Below are 18477 nucleotides of genomic sequence, written 5' to 3' on the forward strand. Positions count from 1 at the left end.
TATCACTCCACTCTCCAGATAGGTGATCGAGCCTAAAGCGCTCGATATGCTGCTGCCAAAATTTAGCATCGCAACCGTACGACTCCCAAAATTGGTAACCCCTACTATGACATCACCATCATCTTCCCGGATAGCTATGCCACGTGGACGATTCAACTTGCCGCCAAAGTTCCCCAGGTTCTCGGCTGTGGGAGTTCCGGTCAAACTACTGCCAAAACTCAAACGAATCAGGTTGTTAGACCCCTGATCGTTCACCACCAACCCATACCACTGATTACCCTCTCTGTATAATTCAATCTGATCTACCAACTCAAACAAGCCTCCCGGATTACCCAGGTTCACAACCGAGGGAGTATTCGAAAGTGAACTACCAAAACTCAAGCGCAGAAGATTTTTGTTGTTCCTCACCGTGACAAACCCATACCAGTCACTACCAGACTGTACAAAGGCAGCCCCTCGGGGAGAACCACCACCGGTACTTATTGAATTCTCAGATACATAGCTTTTCGACAAATCCATCGCACAAAAATCCCAAAGGTTCTCCGTCCCTCCGGCACTCAGGTTTTGTAAAATAAGGTTCTGCTGAGCGCAAACGGTATCCTCCACAGCTATTATGGCCGTGGGGCATTGGGAAGACGCTTTTAAAAGAAATGCTATCAAGAAATAAAAAAGAAATACCTTTTTATTCATATACAAAGATCAAATATTTTCATTCCTTTTTTTTATTTCTTTCTTTATAAATGATCTTACTTCGTTCATACTTTGTATTTTGAAGATCAAAGCCCCTAAATTCAGGATTAACACCAAATGAATCAGAATAGTCATTTTAACATAGTCATAAAGCCAAAAAATAATAATTTCGGCCTGCGCATTTCTGAGGTTTGGTCATACAGAGATTTACTCAGAATGTTTATACGTCGTGATTTCATCACGTACTACAAACAGACAATTTTGGGGCCACTTTGGTTCTTCATACAACCAATCTTTACAACGATCATTTTCATGTTCGTATTTGGCAATTTGGCCGGCATCCCTACAGATGGAATACCAAAGCCGTTATTTTACATGGCGGGTATCACCCTGTGGAACTACTTCTCAGATTGTCTTAACAAAACCTCCACCGTTTTTAAGGCCAATCAGCAGATTTTTAGTAAGGTCTATTTCCCAAGATTAATTACTCCATTGTCTATAGTTATCTCCAGTTTAATAAAGCTTGGGATTCAAATGATTCTGCTCTTTTTCCTTTGGGGATACTTCAAATACACAATGCCGCAATCTGTATCCCCAAATCTCACTATTTTCCTGGCTCCAATTTTGATTATTATGTTAGCTGCCCTTGGCTTGGGGTTGGGAATGATCATTTCCTCGTTGACCACTAAATATCGAGATCTTGTTTTTTTACTTCAATTTGGCATACAGCTACTAATGTACGCCACTCCAGTCATCTATCCACTCTCGGAGACACCCCCCAAGTACCGGTGGCTCATTGAGCTGAACCCTGTAACTCCCATTATTGAGACTTTTCGACATGGACTTCTTGGGCAAGGTAATCTCAGTTGGTTGTCACTATTCTATAGTCTAGGAATTATCATAATTTCACTTCTCTTTGGGGCTTATATATTTAATAAAACCGAGAAGACCTTTGTTGATACCGTTTAAAAGGTAGAATTTAAAGAAGTTATTGATTAAAGAACACCGAATTGAATCCAGACGAGCGTATAGGGCCCAGTACCAATGAAGTCATCATCATCGAAAAGATCGCCAAACAATATCGGTTGGGTCAGATTGGTACCGGAACTCTCAGTCATGACATAAATCGTTGGTGGCACCAAATAAGAGGAAAAGCAGATCCTTATGCCAAAATAGGAGAAGAGAATGATCGCACGAAAAAAGGTATAAGTGCTTATGTATGGGCTCTCTCTGATATATCATTTCAAGTGAAACAAGGTGAAGTGGTAGGGATCATTGGAAAGAATGGAGCTGGAAAATCAACCCTCCTTAAAATCCTTTCAAGGGTCACGTCTCCTTCGAGCGGTATCATCAAAGCCAAAGGAAGGATAGCATCTCTACTGGAGGTGGGCACCGGGTTTCATCCAGAAATGACAGGTAAAGAAAACATCTACATGAATGGAACCATCATGGGAATGACCCGTCGTGAGATTGACTCGAAATTGGAAGAAATCGTAAGTTTCGCAGGGGTGGAGCGATATTTGGATACTCCTGTTAAACGCTACTCTTCCGGAATGAAGGTCCGGTTAGGTTTCGCTGTTGCGGCCCATTTAGATCCTGAGATCCTGGTAATTGATGAAGTTTTAGCCGTTGGTGATGCTGAATTTCAAAAAAAAGCCATTGGAAAAATCCAGGATATTAGTACAGAGATGGGAAGAACCATCCTTTTTGTTAGTCATAACATGGCCTCAGTACGAAACCTCTGTGACCGGGTAATTTTATTAGAGAATGGAAAGGTAGCCTATGACGGAGAGGTAGAAGGGGGTATCGACTTGTATTTGCACTCTTCTAATATTCAGGAGACTTTTGAGAAAACATGGTCAATGACAAACACCGGTGAAAATGAGGTGTTTGTAAAAAAAATATTCATTCACGATTACAACGGTATATTCATTGAAAATACCAGCGAAATAAAAATTGGTTTTCATTTATCCATCTTGAGGCAATGCTACAAGCTTTTTCTGGGTATCAAGATAGAAGACTCACAGGGTAACATACTCATCATGTCGTCTTCGGATGAATGTGAAATGAACGTTATTGAAGAATTAGGCATAGGCCAAAATCATGAGATCATTGTTAAAGTACCGGGGAAAATAATCAAGCCTGGAAAATACTATATCGGATTTGTTCTGAGGGAATCTGTCAGCAATACCATTTACCACAAAGAAGAACGTGTCATTTCGTTCAATGCCGACGACACAATAACTTATAAAGGCGTTAACAAAAGATACAGGTCTAAGGCAATGATCTCCCCAGAGGTTAAATTCGAGATTCATCATGGATAAAAAGGCTAAACCCACGATTGTTTTTCACATCGGGTATCCGAAAACCGGAACCACCTGGTTACAAACACATTTCTTACCATCCCTACCTGATACCAATTTTATAGGGATGGATATCACCAATAGTAAGAGAAAAAAGCCCGGTATAATTGAAAAAACTTTTAGCAAAAAAGGAGTAGTATGGCCTCCATACTACAAATACTTGCACCAAATTAGTTTGTTCGAAGATTCCGACTATTCACCTTCAAAATTTGTCAGAAAATTGAAAGAAGATGTTGATACTGAAAGAATAAACATCGTGACAAGTGAAGGCCTTATCAGGCCCTACTCATTCGAAAAAACGGCTTTTAGAATTTCAAAACTGGCAGAAACCTTCAGGATCAAAATACTAATATCTATCAGAAATCAGCAGGACATTGTTCTCTCACGATACTTTCACGACCATCATATATTTCAGCAAAAAAAATTTCCTAAGTATACTTTAAAGCAAGCGCTCTTCGAAAACCCATTTTCCTGCTATCATCCCACATGTAGCCATGGGTTTTACGAATGTCTCTGTGATAAGAAACAAATGAAGTCAATCACATTGGATCAATACGACTATTTTAGGCTAGCGAATATCTACGAGTCTTTGCTTGGTGAAGGGAGTGTCAGTTTTTTTGTCTACGAACACTTTGTGTCAGCACGATTCGATGAACTCTGCAACCTAAGCAATTCACTCACATCAAGCAGAAACGAGGATTTCGTACAATCGATTATTGGTGAAGAACCTAAAGGAGCCAGAGACCAGGAGTCAAAGAAAATGCTCATTGATTTCAATGGAGAAGAGCTCAACGAAATGCAAGCCTATATCTTATCGAGGTTCTCCTACTCCAACAAACTTCTTTCAGAAAAGTATAACCTTTCACTAAATGACAAAGGATATTTCTAACCCAAATCGAATATGAAAGATTCTTTCATAAACCAGGTACTGGAAGTTCACAGGTTAATCAAGTATGAGTATAACCGTGTATGCAAACGGTTTGGAAGCGAGACATTAATACATCAAACCACAGAAGGATTTCTCTCTGCCTATGCCCACTATTTTAAACTCAGCCCTCACCAAGTGGGCAATCAGTACCTCGAGTTCCTATCAGATTATTCAAAAGACCTCATTACTTTCAATCAAACAGGAAAATACCCACATGAAATTGCCGGAATAAAAAATATACCAAGGACAAAGTATGATCTGGCATTGATACTTTCTATTCTTTGCTCTCCGATCAGGTACCAGATTATCAATTTATTGATCTCTCAAACCTCCAGTCTCACAAGGTCTGTTGCGGTGATAGGCATTGGGTCCGGGATAGACCTGGAAATGCTTCTCTTATCGCTGAAATCTTCAAATATCATTGCTTACGATATTTCCTTAAGTGATTTTACGAAATTCCATTTTGAAAAGAAGGTGGAATTACGGGAGGCCGCATTTGAGAATGAGTCCTCCCTTAACTTTGGGGCCGTTGTGGCTATTGAGCTCCTTGAGCATCTGCATAATCCCTACAAGCTCATCAAGGAAGTTGCTGATTCCTTGAGCCCTGGTGGTCATTTTATATTCACCACGGCCACCAATATGCCTCAATTTGATCATTTATATAACTTTACAAATGATGACGTCCTGGACAACTATCTGAAGGAGGTCGGACTCCGAATAACCTTCAAAGAAGAGCTATTTCATCATTACATGAAAGAGCAGGCACCCTCAAAAAACACCTTTTATGTTACCACAAAATTCTGAAGAATTTCATCAACTGTCCTATCAAAAGATATTGGAAGTCACCAATGAGCTCAAGAATAGGGTATATGATCAGGAAGTGAACATAAAAATTCTTGCCAACACTACAGTCAATCAGTGCAAAGAGATATTTGAATATCAATTTCTAAGCGCCGGGATAAAACCTAACATACACCTCGGCAATTATGACAACATCGTTCAGGAAAGCGTCGGTATTTCACAAACCGACATTGTCATGATTTTTTGGGATGTCATGAACATGGTAGAAGGGCTCCAGTATAAAATAGAGTTGTACAATAGCGCTCAAATCGATGAGTTACTTCGTAAAACCCGCTCAGAAATGGATCTGGTTTTTGAGTCGCTCAAAAACAATCGGATGGTAGTTTTCAACCAATTCAATGTGTCTCCATTCACCTATAATTCGATTAAGAAAACCAAGCTTGAGGCATTCTGCCAATCCCTAAATGAATCTCTGGTTACCGGTGTTCCTTCTAATTTCATCCTGGTCAATATCGACAAAATCTATCTTCAGCATTCGGTGGAACGCTGCATTGATTACAGGTTTTTCAACAGCACAAAGGCCTTTTATAATGTCACATTTTTCAAAGAATATGCCTCTCTGGTGATGCCGGCGATTCTTTCAACTTTGGGAAGGACCAAAAAGGTGCTGGTGTTAGATTGTGACAACACCTTATGGAAAGGAGTCATTGGCGAGGACGGCATAGAGGGTATTAACCTTTCAGCCTCCAGTCCTACAGGGAAAGTATTTCAGGAAATACAATCACTCGCCAAGGCTGCCAAAGAAGAAGGCGTGCTTTTAGCCATTTGTAGCAAAAACAACGCTGCCGAAGTTATGGAAGTCTTCCATCATCCGGAAATGATCCTTACCCAAGAAGACATTATAATCAGTAAAATTAATTGGAAAGATAAGGCCAGCAACATCAGAAGCATTGCCGAAGAATTGAACGTCGGGTTAGACAGTATCGTATTCGTTGACGATGCTGATTATGAAATCAATTTAATCCAAACCAACTTGACCTCTGTACAGACCTTTCGTGTTCCGGATAAGATTTACAAATACCCGTTTAAGTTCCGAGAACTTCTAACCGCCTTCTATAGTGCATCCAAAACATCCGAAGACCTCCAACGCTCCAAACTTTATGAAGTGGAAAAACAAAGGTATTCTGAGAAAAATAAGCACCAGAATCTCGAGGATTACATACGCTCCTTAAACCTGCACGTAGAGCTGAGACTAAATGATCAGGAGAATTCCGAGCGGCTGACACAACTCACACAAAAAACCAATCAGTTTAATCTAACCACGAAAAGATATACCCTCAATGAGATGAACCAAATGATGAGGGATTCACAATTTGAGGTTTTTTCCATGTCAGCTAAGGACAGGTTTGGTAACTACGGCATTATCGGATTAGCAATTATAAAAAGGCACAGCACTCATTCTGTAGAAATTGACTCCTTCTTATTAAGCTGCAGAGTCATTGGACGGGACCTTGAGAGGGTTTTGTTCAGTTCGATAGTGAGCTATTTCCCTGATCATGAAATAAAAGCCACTTACGTCAAAACACCCAAAAACAGTCAGGTAATTAGCTTCTTTGAAAATCAGGGAATGACATTAAGTGCTAACGAATCCAATGAACTTAAACGATACGTTCTATCTCCTGATTTCCATCCTCGTATTATAGATTACATTGAATGTACCCACCATTTCCAAAAACAAAATTCAAAATGAGCATTGAAGATATAGTTGATCAAGCCTGGAAAAAGAGTTTCATCCCCATACTCAGAAAGAAAAGTCTGGATCAACTGGTTGAAGCAGACAATGTTCTTTTTTCAAAAAAACACAATGATTTCCTCAAAAGAAATTGGGCCTCCATAACTCCGTATACTCTAATTGATCCATTCAGAATCGGTGTCCTTTTGGATCTGCTGGATCAAACACTGGATCTGGATGGGGACATAGTGGAATGCGGTGCATACAAAGGAGGAACGGGGTTACTTTTGGCGATGTTGCTTCGGGACCTTTCAATTCACAAAAAAATCCACCTATTTGATAGCTTCGAAGGTCTACCGGCTCCCCATCTCACTAAGGATATGGGATACAAAGTGGGAGAATTCAGAAGTGATTATGAACAACTCAAATCCCTAATAGATGCCTTTGGTCTTAATGGTTATATCACCATTCACAAAGGCTGGTTTAAGGACACAATTCCACAGTATACCTCCAGGGAAAATAAAATTTGCTTCCTCCATATAGACTGTGACCTTTACCAAAGCACCATCGATTCATTTGGTAACCTGATAGGCTATTTAGATCCCAAATCCATTGTGGTCTTTGATGATTTTAATGATGGAAGTGGCGGTGAAAGGCAGGCGGTTTTGGACATACTACGCGACAATAAAAAAGTCTTTCACCTGGGTCCTGCCCCACAGACGTACTATTTTTCTTCTCCAAGCCACCAAAATACCTCCCATAGAATTTCCGATGGAAATCTCACATTCGATTATTCTGCCATTGTCGAAAATAAGGGGTACCTTAATTGGTTATCGAAAGTCGGAAAAATTAACTTCGAGCAAATTTTAAAATCCTTTAAGTAAGTATGGATCAAAAAATCAAGCAAGTAATGGCTGTAGCTTTAGAAACGGACATTGCATTAATATCAGAAAACTCTACATCTGAGAATGTGGCCAACTGGGATTCACTGCGACACATGAACCTCATTGTAGCCCTTGAAGAAGAGTTCTCCATTGAATTTGAAGAGGAAGAGTTTATTGACTTAATGTCATTCTCAAAAATAAAGGAAAGGATCAATAGTAAATTGTGAATGTCGTTTGGTAAAAAAATAATCGTTATAGGGGATAGTCACGTCCGAGCATTCTCTTATAGCAAGCATTTCATCCCCTTATTTATTGGCCCGGCAGTCTTCAATAACTTTTTGACTGACAAAAGTGCCACCCATATAAATTTTAAGGTAACTGAACTCCTATCCAGATTAAATCAAAAAAAAGCTACGGTTCTATTTCTTTTTTCCGGGGATGTTGAACACATCATTCGAAACAGTAAAGGGCAAAACCCAGAAGAAATTGACACCCTTGAAAGTGCTTCACGCAGATATGTATCGTTCATTTCTGATATCGCAGGCAAATTTCAAAATATTCAATTCCTGGTCAGTGCAGTATTACCTGGTTCCAGCAAGCTTTATAAGACCTATCAGGATCTCTACAACAACCACATAAGCGCCTTCTGCAAAGAAAAACGTATCCTTTTTATGGATATCAACCCTTCGATCACAGACAATTCCGGGTTACTCCGGTATCCTTATAAGGCTGATTTTGCACACATAAACTACAGAGTTCCTCCTCTTTACCTGAAAGAAGCCACGTCGCAAAAAATTCTACTCGAGGAAATAGGCTCTTATGTGAGTGATTATCAATGGAGGGATGTCATCAATATTGAAACCGGAAATGGTCCTTATAAAATATGGGGAGCCATTTCGAGAGATGAACTGATCATTCCGGAATATGAAAAGCTTCCACTACAGGATTTCCAAAACAGGTCTAAACCCTTCTCAGACCTTGTTTCACTCCTTGTAAACTTTAGTTTATCACAGCTGTATACTTCCAGCTTTACCATAGCAAACTGCGCAGAGGGCTTTTTGGCTTTCGTAGCTAATTCCAGCGCTCCTGAATCAAATATTAATGGGTTTGACCTTGATTCTGAACGAGTAATTAATGCCAACTGTCTCAAAGAACTTATTGGTACTACCAATCTTGTTTTTGAAAATGGCTACCACAATATCCACTTCAATGAAGCAGTAATAGATTTCGAACAGTGGCGATTTAAGGAGGAAATAAGGACAAAGATGCTCGAAACTTACTTGGAGCAATCATCATATCTCTTCTTGCTTAGCCAAAACATTAAGTCAGACCAAAGACTGCTGGAGAAAGTTGGCTATCAAAATGTAGAAGTATTCCCCACCGCTCAGCTGACCATTATTTTAGCTTCAAACAAAGACATATCCCTGCCAATAAAAACACATAAGAGAAAATTGAAAAGAGCAGACAAAAACAATGGGCTCCTGAAAAGGATACTCCTTAAAATAGAAAAGGTCATAAAAGGTCAATAAAATCCGGAACAGCTCCACTGAATTTCTTACGCGCTCATTTTTACTTCCCGAGACTTAGTTCAGTTAACTTTATGTTACGAGTTATCTACCTTGTGATAGTCAACCAGAAATAATTCATGAAATTCGATCATGCCAAAATGTCCGAAATATTGTTAACCGTTGAGAAAAACTTCGACGTTAATCGCATAAATTATAAAGGTTGTCATCTCTGGCCAATGATACGGATACTAATGTATTTCCAGATGCTGAATTACAAGGATCCCGTACCCGTAACCAACAAGTCCACCACTAAAGCAAAAAGGAAATTAAAAAACTTCCTGAGAAGGCCTTTCAGGCTTTTGACTTTCTTTAAAGATTACGTTGTCTATGTTTTTTATCAGTTGGTGCACGTACTCACTAAGAAAGAAGAAAAAACATGCATTTTCATCACCCGTGAAGAGGATAGAAAATCTCTTTTCTCAGAAGAGCGTTTAAACCCATTTTATTTTAGCACACAAAAGCTATTCCCAAACACCAACATACATGAGTATTGCGCAGAGGACCTACTTGCAATAAAGCACCGCTTAATAAGCCCGTTCAGGATACGATCCATCACAAGAGATGCGCTGAATCAAAAAAAAGCCATCTCTGAAGTTTGTCAATATACCAATTCATTATTCCCTGATTTCACCTTCGGAGCTATCGCGTATGTTTGGTTTCTTTTTGAAATACTGATCTATCGGGAAATTTACCGGGTGATGTTCAAACGGAACAAAGTAAATACCGTATTTACCACCGTCTACTATAGCAGCTCCAGTATGGCAGCCGCATGGGCATGCAATGAAATGGGGATCGATGTAGTGGAAATACAGCACGGGCAACAGGGCAAAATCAGCCCCTTAAACAACGACTGGACGAAATTGCCTAAGGCTGGATATCTACTCATGCCCAAGTTCTTTTGGGTTTGGGGTAACCTCACGTTGAACAGAAAACGGGTTTTCAGAAACCATGAATTTCATCAGATTTTTGTTGGTGGAAACCCTAACTTGTCCATTTCCACCCGAAGTAATGTAAAATCAGGCACTCATAAACCTATTCATGTGCTCTTTGCTATGCAGCCCATACAGCATCCCCTCCCCCAATTTCTGCTGGATCTGATTAGCGAGCTCCATGAATCCGAAGTGATTTGGCATATCAGACTGCATCCTCGAATGATTGACAGGTTAACGGAAGTAGAAGAGTTATTTGCTAATAGCCCCAATGTAGAGATAAGAATTTCCACCCAAACTCCTCTCTATTTGTTGCTTCCACAAATCAACAAGGTTCTCACCCTTTGGTCCACAGTTGTTTACGAAGCCTGTTTCTTTCATATTCCGGCCTGTATCCTTTCGGCAAATGGAAAGAATTTAATGAAAGATCATATTGACTCAGGTCTTCTCCACTATGCCGGGAACCGGGAATCCCTGCGGTCATTCATTCTTTCCCAAAGTAGTAAAAGCTTCCCTGATCTCAAGGACTTTATAGAAACTGATCATGCTCAGATCAAGCAGAATATAGAAAAAGCATTACCTCAGCTCGAATACAAGGAACCCCTAGACCAATTTGGGCAATGAGAATAGTTCATTTCAACACGAATGGTTTTGGCGGAGCATTTGAAGGTTCCTACAGACTGCATCTTGCCTTGCTCAATGGAGGGCTAGATTCTAACTATGTTGTTTTAAACCAAAAAAAAAATGGACCCCGGTTAAAAAAGGTTTTTTTGTTTGATGGGCACAGGAGGAAGTCAACAATCATCCAAAAGCTGATTTACAGATTTGGTTGGCCTCAATCTGCCGAACAAAAGAACTGGCAATTTAAGAAAGCGACCAGGGGTGCCAGTTATGAAGTGTTCTCTTCGCCATTGAGTATGATAGATATTCTTTCAGATTCACGGGTAAAGGATTCGGATTTAATTCACCTTCATTGGGTTGCAGGGTTCATAGACTATCCTTCCTTCTTTAGAAAAAATAAGAAGCCCGTCGTTTGGACGTTAAGAGATTTAAATCCTTTTTCAGGCTGTTTTCATTATGAAACAGACCTTGACAACAACCCACATCTCTCCAAAATAAGTAGGGAGTGTGAAGAGATAAAGCGCAAAAGTGTTGCACAAGCTCAATGCAGGGTATACATAGCGGGTATCTCCCAATGGATTACAGAGAAATCCAGATCCTCCCCAATATTTCAAAAAATGGAACATCTTACTATTAACAATGGATTGGACCATGAGACTTATGGCAAATACACCAAAGAACAAGCTCGAAAATTGCTCTCTGTCCCAGAAAATCACCTGGTATTTTCCTTTGTCGGTGATCATCAGGAAATTCATAGGAAGGGGCTTTCCTTGTTAATTCAAGTTCTCGAAAAACTCCACAAGAAAAACAATATCTTTTTAATGACTGCAGGATCATCTACAAATGAACTCCTGTCCCGCTTCAAAGGGAATTACTCTGATTTTGGGTTCCTGGATCAAAGTCAGTTAGATGCATTCTATACTGCCTCCGACGCGTTCATCTTTCCCTCACTTGAAGAAGCCTTCGGTAACGTAATTATTGAGTCTATGGCATGCGGAACACCCGTGATCTCCTTTTCAACAGGAGGAGCGCTTGATGTAATTACACATGGTATAAATGGGTTAATTGCAAGAAAGAAATCTGTTGATGATTTAACACTTTTGATCCAAGAATATATTGATGGAAAATATAAGTTTGACCCAATGAAAATAAAAAACGTAATCGCAAGGGACTATAGCCTGAATGTGCTGCAAGAAAAATACATTCAACTCTACAATAAAGCACTTGATCAACATCGAGGATGAATCCAACCAAATCTACTTCTAAGGTTCATCTACTTCATTAATAACCAAACCCCAATAGCATTTGAAAATCAGCATCATCACACCATCCTATAACTCCGGAAAATACCTCGAGCGTGCTATTGAGTCTGTTTTGGCTCAGGATTATTCCGACTGGGAACATATCGTGGTGGATGGTGGATCCAATGATCACACCGTTGATATTCTAAAGAAGTACGCTCATATTCGATGGATTTCTGAACCCGATCAGGGCCAATCAGACGCTATGAACAAGGGATTTGATTTAAGCACAGGAGACGTCATTGTATACCTCAACGCGGACGACGAGTTCAGCGAAGGAACTTTCTCCAAGGTAATAAACTGTCTGAATCAAGAACATAAAGACATGGTATTTGGAGATCTGAAAATTTTGCATGAAGTAAATCATACCGAAGAAATAAGAACTCCGGCAACCGCATACTCCGAAATTATCAAATTCTGGGATTTTCGTTTTCCAGCGAACCCTGTAAGCTATTTCTACAGAAGAAAAGTTCAGGAGCAATATCGATTCCCTATACAAAATCACTGTACCATGGACCTGGAATTTCTCTTCTACGCATCAAAATTCCATTCCATCTCCTACTTGCCACATACATTCGGCACATTCTACCTTGATGGGGAAAACAAAACTTCTAAAATGGACACCCATAGGGAAAAAGAAAAAGCCTATTTGAATCACTGTCGCAAATACAATAGGTTTCTTTACCTGAAATATTTCCTAAGCAAGTTGAAACGAACCCTTATTAGCAGATCTTGAGAAAAACAGATTCCCACAAATCCCCTTCAGGAGTTTCAGTCATAGTTTGCTGCTATAACAGCACGGAGATACTGCCTCAAACGCTTGAACATCTCCTGACCCAGGAAACAACTGAATCTACCAACTGGGAAATCATCATCGTGGACAACAATTCCACGGACTCGTTACTGACCTTTCTCGAGCCCTATCTCTCCAGAGAAGAAAGAATCAAATACGTAACTGAAGAACAAAGAGGGCTGTCTCATGCACGCATGAAAGGTGTGGCTAGTGCGCAATACGCCTACCTGATTTTCTGCGATGATGACAACCACCTCTGCCCCAATTATATCCAGACCGTATTTGACATTTTTGAAGACAATGAGCGCATCGGCCTGATCGGCGGTAAAAGCGAAATGCTTACAGACCCTCCTCATGACATACCAGATTGGTTTGAAGCAGAAAAACACATGTATGCTATCGGAAATCAGGGGCAAAAATCAGGTGACATATCAACCAGAGGATTTGTTTGGGGGTCTGGGATGGGGCTAAGGAAGGAGGTAATCAACTGGATCCGCTTACAGAGAATTAAAAGTCTCCTGACAGACAGGTCAGGAGATACCTTAAGTTCGGGAGGGGACAGCGAAATCTGCTATTGGTATCTTTTTGCGGGCTACGGCATCTGGTACGATGAGCGTTTAACCTTTTATCATCACATAACACCCGAAAGACTTAACAAATCCTACCTCGTAAGACTTAAGCAGGGAATGGAAGAACGAAATCCAATCCTCATGTCTTATCACGCAGTTCATCAATTCAATGAAAAATTTAGTTTTCTTGAAAAAGTGTGGACTTTTGCTAAAGTGCCTTATTATCTACTCAAACGGAAAAGGACTGCATTCATGAAAACCTACATACAAATCGCCATGGCGAATAGGATTGAGTTATTCCCTATTCAAAGAAAGGTTTTGAATGTTTACAAGCTTATTCATCATCAATTTCGCCCTTGACACCCCTAATCTACCATCTTACATTCCGTGGTTTCTATTCAGAGATTAATAACCTTATTCTTGGCTATTTATTTGCTTTGGATCAGGGACATCCTTTTAAGCTTTATTCAAAAGACTGGATCTCCGCATATGACAGGGGTTGGCAAGACTATTTTGTCCCTTTCTGCGAGGAAACGGATGATGAGCATCTGGCCCATCCGACGATACTTCCTCATGACCCTTTTACTCACTGGCGGTTAAACCTGGTTTATCATCGCCTGAAGATTCTAAAGAAAAAAATATTGCGTCAACCATTTTTCGCGCAGGATCTGTACTATGACTTCAGGGAAACAAGCTTCCTTTCCAAAAATTTCAATTTACCGCAATACGACTTGACAGGCGACATATTCAGCGTTTCGCGTGGGCTGATGAAGCAAATACTAACATTTAATCCTGCGACAAAACAATACTTGGATGAGGGCCTCAAGCTGGCAAAACTCCCGAAGCAATATATTGCCATGCATATCCGCCGGGGGGACAAGGTGTCCGGAAAAAAATGGGAGGCGAATAGGATAGACATTAGGGACTACTTCGAAATGGCCATCAAAGCACGACCAGCTTTAAAAGACGTTTTTATTGCCACTGATGACTTTGCTGTGATTCGGGAATCCCGCCTGTTATATCCGGAATTCACCATCCACACGCTCTGCTCAGAAGAAAAGGCAGGTCACGACGAGGCTACCTTTGCCCAAATGACTCCCATGCTGCGAAAAAAAGAAACGCTGGCTTTTCTGCTGGAATCCGAAATAATGAAAATGGCAGATATCTTCATTGGTACGTATTCCAGCAATGTAGGAAAAGCAATGGCCCTCCTCAGAGACCAAAACACCTATAGTGTTGACTTGCAATGGTCTCCGGGATAAGTACATTTTTTCAACAACAATGACAAAATAATATAACTTAACAGCTCTGATTTAAAACCGCACCCAACAGAAAGTGATCAAAAAATTAAGAAAAATCATTGCCGTCAGGCTGGCTCAGAATGATTGGGCCAAGTATGCCGCCATCTTGCAATACTCACATCCACATGAAATTCGAAGCACAGCCGAGGGTTTAGCATTGAATTACTTCGGGATAGAAATCGTCAAAGGCGAACATCTGTCGATACTCCAAAACTATGCGTTGGCCAAAGCACTGAAGGACAGGCTCAATGCAGTTTTTAAAGTTGACAACCACCAACTCACTATTTTAATTAACAGCCTGGAACTCCCGATACAAACTCCGGAAGACCTGTACATTCTCAATGAAATATGGGTCAATGGTTGCTACAACTATCATTTACCTCCGGAGCAGAAGCACATTGTGATCGACATTGGCATGAACGTGGGATTTGCTTCTTTATTTTTCAGTCGCACAAAGCATCCCCTTCACATCTTTTCATTTGAACCGTTCGCACCCACATATCATCAGGCCATGATCAATATTAAAAGGAATGGAGCTTCCGGGGATATTACGACTCACAACTTCGGGCTGGGAAATGCGGGTACTTTTGATATAGAGTATTCCGAAACACACAGGGGAAGAATGGGCATTTGGGGAACAAAACTTGTCGGAGAACAAATCCATTCAGCAAAAAAAGAGCGCATAGAAGTTCGAAGTTTTACAGACTCTATTGATCATATCGTCAGCAAATACCCCACTACCCCGGTGGTTCTTAAAGTGGACTGTGAAGGAGCCGAATATGATATTTTCGAAGGGATTTCGAATGAGTTTCTTGATCAGGTAATAATCGTGATGATGGAGTGGCATGTGAAAGGCCCAAAGCCATTTATTCATCAATTAGCTCAAAGGGGCTTTATGATTCTTTCAGAATATGAGAATAACCCCAAAGCCGGAATGCTATATGCTTTCAAGCAGAGATGACTTCTGTATCTCTTTAAAGACTCCTCTATAGATACCCACTAATGGATCAAAACTCCGGTACTTGGCCGCCACCGACCGGATATGTCCTTTTCGATCTCCTGCACTGAGCATCTTAATTTTTAAAATGGCCTCATCCAGATCACCCAAATCCTCTCTGAAGACGGCTCCCGCATTTTCTGAGACAATGATTTCACTATCCTCCCCAACTCCTTCGGGAGACAATATGGGTAGTCCATTGGCCCAATACTCGCCATCTTTGATAGGGGAGCAGTAAAGCCTCACAGGCGCCGGCCGAACCATTGAGAACGCAAAATCAGCGGCACTCAAATATGCCGGTACCTCCTGATGAGGCACTTTGTCAACAAAGACCTTCTCAATTGGAAAATTCTCCTTTTTCAAAGCATGTAAAACGATGGATTTCTCAACAGGACTCAGCACGATTAACCTAAATTCCTCTCCCAGCAGATCGTAGGCCCTTTTGAAAATAAAAAAAGCTGTTTGGTCATAGTAGATATCACCAAACTTCCCCACATATATACCCACCAGTTTATTCTCAAACCCCAATTTGCTCCTGATGGCCTTCCTTAGCCCCATATCAAATTCAAATTGACCCACATTCACAGCACATGGGAAAGTCTCGATTGAGGCTGACCGATCCAGTTTCAATTTATCCTTATAGTGCCGGCTCACGGTGATAATCCCAGTTGCTTTTTGCACAATTCTTTGCTCCCACCTGCTCTGAAAAAAATACTTGAGTCCCCACCTGCTCCAAACCTTTGCATCCAGCATGTATTCAGCATGAGGTTCAAATGACTCCACAATAAAAGGAATGCCGGTCCTTCTGTTAATAATAGCACCTAGGGCACCCGCAGGGGAAGAACGACACACCATAAGGTCAATAGAGTACCTGCTGATCCAGGCTTTAAGTGTTCGCGGGAAAAACCAAAAATCATTCACCTTTTCCAGAAAGTTTACCGGTAGCCGTTTGGACCTAAGGACCATATGAACCACTTGTGGGCCAAGCTCCGGCGATCCCATACGTTCAGCGCCCCGCTCTATGGTTACAAAGTAGATCTTAGAGACCTCATGCATTTGTGAAAGAATCCTTATGTGCGGCAAAACTGACGACTGAGTCAGCCCATCATTCAATCCCCAATAGCTGATGTACAGTACCTTCATGACCGAACAAATTCTAATAATAATTTCATGGCTTTCCATGGTCTTGCGGCACCCACAAATGACTTCAGCATAATCATGTAGATTTTACGCCTAAAAGCGCTAACCTGGCTACTTTCTATACCTGAGTCAGTCAAGTAGCTCAAAATGGTTTTGTATCCAGACCACAGCCCGTCTATGTCAGACATGGCTGAATTATTATCACTGCGATATCGATAAGTCACTTCTTTAATCGGGAAATACAACCCGTTTTGACTGATTGTCATATAAAAAAGCAAGTCTTCCCCGTGGGTAAGGTTCTCTCTAAATGAATAAATTGTATCGGGCATCCTCCTGATCATCCAAGTTGGACCAAAAAAACAACTTGAATCCAGCGACAGCAAGGCATTAATCGGATTTCCAATAAATGTATGCTCTTTTTGTCGAATTACTGTCTTCAATTCCCTGTCCATGACCTCCACACTCCCATCCACAAAGCAAACATCCGGCTGGCTGTCAAGGATGGTGCATCTCGCCGCCAGACTCTCCGGTGTTAACACGTCATCAGCATCCAGGAAACAAAAGTAATTCCCGCGCATATGCTCCAGGCCAACGTTCCGTGCTACACTTACCCCCCTGTTCTCCTGTTTGAAATAATGTATCCTCGGATCGTCAAACGACCTGATAACCCCTTCAGAATCATCTGTGCTTCCATCGTTCACCACCAAAAGCTCCCAATCCGAATGCGATTGAGACAGGATTGACTGGATGGCTTCTGCCACATAATCCTGGGCGTTATACACTGGCATGATCACGGTTACAGAAGGGTTCATATTCCGTTGATTTTTTCCTGAATAAGATCCAATTGGCGATCATAGGTGTGATTAGCAGCAAAATCAGTCCTCTTCGTTATCATACTCTTCGCATTCCACTGATCCAGATTTTCAACAACATTTCTAAAGAGGTCAGGCCAATCTGAATTGTTCCTACTCATAGCCACACAGTCAGCCATATCGGCATATTCTTCAGTATATGAAGTGATGACAGGTGTACCCGAACTCATATATTCCATCATCTTATGGGGATTCGCCTGATCCTTATGATGTGACTGCTGATATGCCACAAAAAGTACATCTGCCACCTTTAGGTGGCCCTGAATCTGAGCACTGCCAATCGACGGTAAGAAATAGGCATTCTCAAGGGATAAAACCTGCTGTTTGAAAGTATGCAACGGATTGACGCTCAAGTCGACAATGCTTTGGTTAGATCCGATAAAGATAAAATCAATATCTATGGTTCTTGCCGCCTGCCAGATAACTTCCCAATCAATATAGGCCATTGACAGATTGCCCAGATACAAGGCCTTTACTTTATTCTTCCCTGGCAACTTGATTGATTTACTGTTATCTACTCTGGAAGTACTTAATCCATGATGGATAAAATGCGAGTTCGGATTGAATTTTTTCTGACGTTCTATAATGTAGCGTGTAGTCCCAAAGCAGATATCGGCTGTTCTGCAGGCCATCTCGAATTCAAAATCCTGATTCAAATCCACAATATGAGAGATCTTCAAGACCTCATCCGGTAGGGCATCAAAATTGAAGAAAACAGAGTTATCAAACGACCACACGACCTCAAGTGGTCCCGTGAGCTGCTGAATCTTATCGAAAACTCTCTTGATGAGCCATTTCTGTACAAAAACTGGCAAAAGCCTAAGTCCCTTCGCAAAACCCGAATAATTGATCACCCTAAGGTTGAGGTACTCTGTATCCGTTATTGACACAGGACTGCCCGTCGGAGGATTCAGAAAGTAGACCTGATTACCTCTTTGCGCTAAATGAACTGCATAATGATGTTTGGAAACAAAAATATGATCCCAGG

General features: G+C 41.0%; 18 protein-coding genes. 14 read left to right on the plus strand and 4 right to left on the minus strand.

All coding sequences use genetic code 11. The annotated features are described in order from the left end of the window. Nucleotides 1-690: hypothetical protein (locus RIH33_RS00850; protein ID WP_406658688.1), on the minus strand; the 690-nt coding region annotated here is incomplete at its 3' end. 117 nt (nt 691-807) lie between these two features. On the opposite strand from RIH33_RS00850, the gene RIH33_RS00855 reads away from it, so the two are divergent. From RIH33_RS00855 to RIH33_RS00920, 14 genes are all read left to right on the plus strand, one after another. Beyond that, nucleotides 808-1659, plus strand: coding sequence for an ABC transporter permease (locus tag RIH33_RS00855; RefSeq protein WP_406649865.1), 852 nt, complete (start codon nt 808-810; stop codon nt 1657-1659). Nucleotides 1660-1775: 116 nt separating this feature from the next. Next, entirely contained in the window at nt 1776-3014 is a 1239-nt protein-coding gene (locus RIH33_RS00860) for a polysaccharide ABC transporter ATP-binding protein (RefSeq protein ID WP_406649867.1), read from the plus strand. Then, complete coding sequence (locus tag RIH33_RS00865) at nt 3007-3942, plus strand: sulfotransferase domain-containing protein (protein WP_406649868.1); 936 nt, start codon at nt 3007-3009, stop codon at nt 3940-3942. The genes RIH33_RS00860 and RIH33_RS00865 overlap by 8 nt, the downstream gene beginning before the upstream one ends. Before the next feature lie 12 nt (nt 3943-3954). Continuing rightward, nucleotides 3955-4785, plus strand: coding sequence for a methyltransferase domain-containing protein (locus tag RIH33_RS00870; protein ID WP_406649870.1), 831 nt, complete (start codon nt 3955-3957; stop codon nt 4783-4785). Then, complete coding sequence (locus RIH33_RS00875; protein ID WP_406649871.1) at nt 4766-6532, plus strand: HAD-IIIC family phosphatase; 1767 nt, start codon at nt 4766-4768, stop codon at nt 6530-6532. Before RIH33_RS00870 ends, RIH33_RS00875 begins: the two co-directional genes overlap by 20 nt. Continuing rightward, nucleotides 6529-7398 (plus strand): TylF/MycF/NovP-related O-methyltransferase, encoded by an 870-nt coding sequence (locus RIH33_RS00880; RefSeq protein WP_406649873.1) that lies wholly within the window; start codon nt 6529-6531, stop codon nt 7396-7398. Before RIH33_RS00875 ends, RIH33_RS00880 begins: the two co-directional genes overlap by 4 nt. Nucleotides 7399-7424: 26 nt before the next feature. Then, entirely contained in the window at nt 7425-7625 is a 201-nt protein-coding gene (locus RIH33_RS00885; protein WP_406649874.1) for a hypothetical protein, read from the plus strand. 444 nt (nt 7626-8069) lie between these two features. Then, on the plus strand, nt 8070-8927 hold the full coding sequence (locus RIH33_RS00890) for a hypothetical protein (protein WP_406649876.1): 858 nt from the start codon (nt 8070-8072) through the stop codon (nt 8925-8927). Between the two features lie 215 nt (nt 8928-9142). Beyond that, nucleotides 9143-10519 (plus strand): hypothetical protein, encoded by a 1377-nt coding sequence (locus tag RIH33_RS00895; RefSeq protein ID WP_406649878.1) that lies wholly within the window; start codon nt 9143-9145, stop codon nt 10517-10519. Then, nucleotides 10516-11760, plus strand: a complete 1245-nt coding sequence (locus RIH33_RS00900; protein WP_406649880.1) for a glycosyltransferase — start codon at nt 10516-10518, stop codon at nt 11758-11760. Before RIH33_RS00895 ends, RIH33_RS00900 begins: the two co-directional genes overlap by 4 nt. A 61-nt stretch (nt 11761-11821) precedes the next feature. Then, the gene (locus RIH33_RS00905) at nt 11822-12553 is read left to right on the plus strand and encodes a glycosyltransferase family 2 protein (RefSeq protein ID WP_406649881.1); all 732 of its coding nucleotides are present in this window, start codon (nt 11822-11824) and stop codon (nt 12551-12553) included. Continuing rightward, nucleotides 12550-13539, plus strand: a complete 990-nt coding sequence (locus RIH33_RS00910) for a glycosyltransferase (protein ID WP_406649883.1) — start codon at nt 12550-12552, stop codon at nt 13537-13539. The genes RIH33_RS00905 and RIH33_RS00910 overlap by 4 nt, the downstream gene beginning before the upstream one ends. Next, the gene (locus tag RIH33_RS00915) at nt 13536-14441 is read left to right on the plus strand and encodes a hypothetical protein (protein ID WP_406649884.1); all 906 of its coding nucleotides are present in this window, start codon (nt 13536-13538) and stop codon (nt 14439-14441) included. Before RIH33_RS00910 ends, RIH33_RS00915 begins: the two co-directional genes overlap by 4 nt. A 73-nt stretch (nt 14442-14514) precedes the next feature. Beyond that, nucleotides 14515-15441 carry an FkbM family methyltransferase gene (locus RIH33_RS00920; protein ID WP_406649885.1) on the plus strand — a complete coding sequence of 309 codons (927 nt, stop codon included), beginning with the start codon at nt 14515-14517 and terminating at the stop codon, nt 15439-15441. Here the strand turns inward: RIH33_RS00920 and RIH33_RS00925 are convergent. Genes RIH33_RS00925 through RIH33_RS00935 form a run of 3 tightly spaced genes read right to left on the minus strand, consistent with a single transcriptional unit; the run spans nt 15418 to nt 18379 of the window. Beyond that, nucleotides 15418-16620 carry a glycosyltransferase gene (locus RIH33_RS00925; RefSeq protein ID WP_406649887.1) on the minus strand — a complete coding sequence of 401 codons (1203 nt, stop codon included), beginning with the start codon at nt 16618-16620 and terminating at the stop codon, nt 15418-15420. The genes RIH33_RS00920 and RIH33_RS00925 overlap by 24 nt on opposite strands. After that, complete coding sequence (locus RIH33_RS00930) at nt 16617-17429, minus strand: glycosyltransferase family 2 protein (protein ID WP_406649889.1); 813 nt, start codon at nt 17427-17429, stop codon at nt 16617-16619. Before RIH33_RS00930 ends, RIH33_RS00925 begins: the two co-directional genes overlap by 4 nt. Continuing rightward, nucleotides 17426-18379: a hypothetical protein gene (locus RIH33_RS00935; RefSeq protein ID WP_406649891.1), complete on the minus strand. Its 954-nt coding sequence runs from the start codon at nt 18377-18379 to the stop codon at nt 17426-17428. The genes RIH33_RS00930 and RIH33_RS00935 overlap by 4 nt, the downstream gene beginning before the upstream one ends. Nucleotides 18380-18477 lie beyond the last annotated feature (98 nt).

This window comes from Marinoscillum sp., from assembly GCF_040222955.1.
In the GTDB taxonomy this organism is placed as follows: Bacteria; Bacteroidota; Bacteroidia; order Cytophagales; family Cyclobacteriaceae; genus Marinoscillum.

Coding starts and splice junctions, on each gene's coding strand:
- RIH33_RS00875 (WP_406649871.1), top strand. CDS start 4,766: ATGTTACCACAAAATTCTGAAGAATTTCATCAACTGTCCTATCAAAAG.
- RIH33_RS00895 (WP_406649878.1), top strand. CDS start 9,143: ATGATACGGATACTAATGTATTTCCAGATGCTGAATTACAAGGATCCC.
- RIH33_RS00925 (WP_406649887.1), bottom strand. CDS start 16,620: ATGAAGGTACTGTACATCAGCTATTGGGGATTGAATGATGGGCTGACT.
- RIH33_RS00900 (WP_406649880.1), top strand. CDS start 10,516: ATGAGAATAGTTCATTTCAACACGAATGGTTTTGGCGGAGCATTTGAA.
- RIH33_RS00890 (WP_406649876.1), top strand. CDS start 8,070: ATGGATATCAACCCTTCGATCACAGACAATTCCGGGTTACTCCGGTAT.
- RIH33_RS00885 (WP_406649874.1), top strand. CDS start 7,425: ATGGCTGTAGCTTTAGAAACGGACATTGCATTAATATCAGAAAACTCT.
- RIH33_RS00870 (WP_406649870.1), top strand. CDS start 3,955: ATGAAAGATTCTTTCATAAACCAGGTACTGGAAGTTCACAGGTTAATC.
- RIH33_RS00865 (WP_406649868.1), top strand. CDS start 3,007: ATGGATAAAAAGGCTAAACCCACGATTGTTTTTCACATCGGGTATCCG.
- RIH33_RS00855 (WP_406649865.1), top strand. CDS start 808: ATGAATCAGAATAGTCATTTTAACATAGTCATAAAGCCAAAAAATAAT.
- RIH33_RS00880 (WP_406649873.1), top strand. CDS start 6,529: ATGAGCATTGAAGATATAGTTGATCAAGCCTGGAAAAAGAGTTTCATC.
- RIH33_RS00930 (WP_406649889.1), bottom strand. CDS start 17,429: ATGAACCCTTCTGTAACCGTGATCATGCCAGTGTATAACGCCCAGGAT.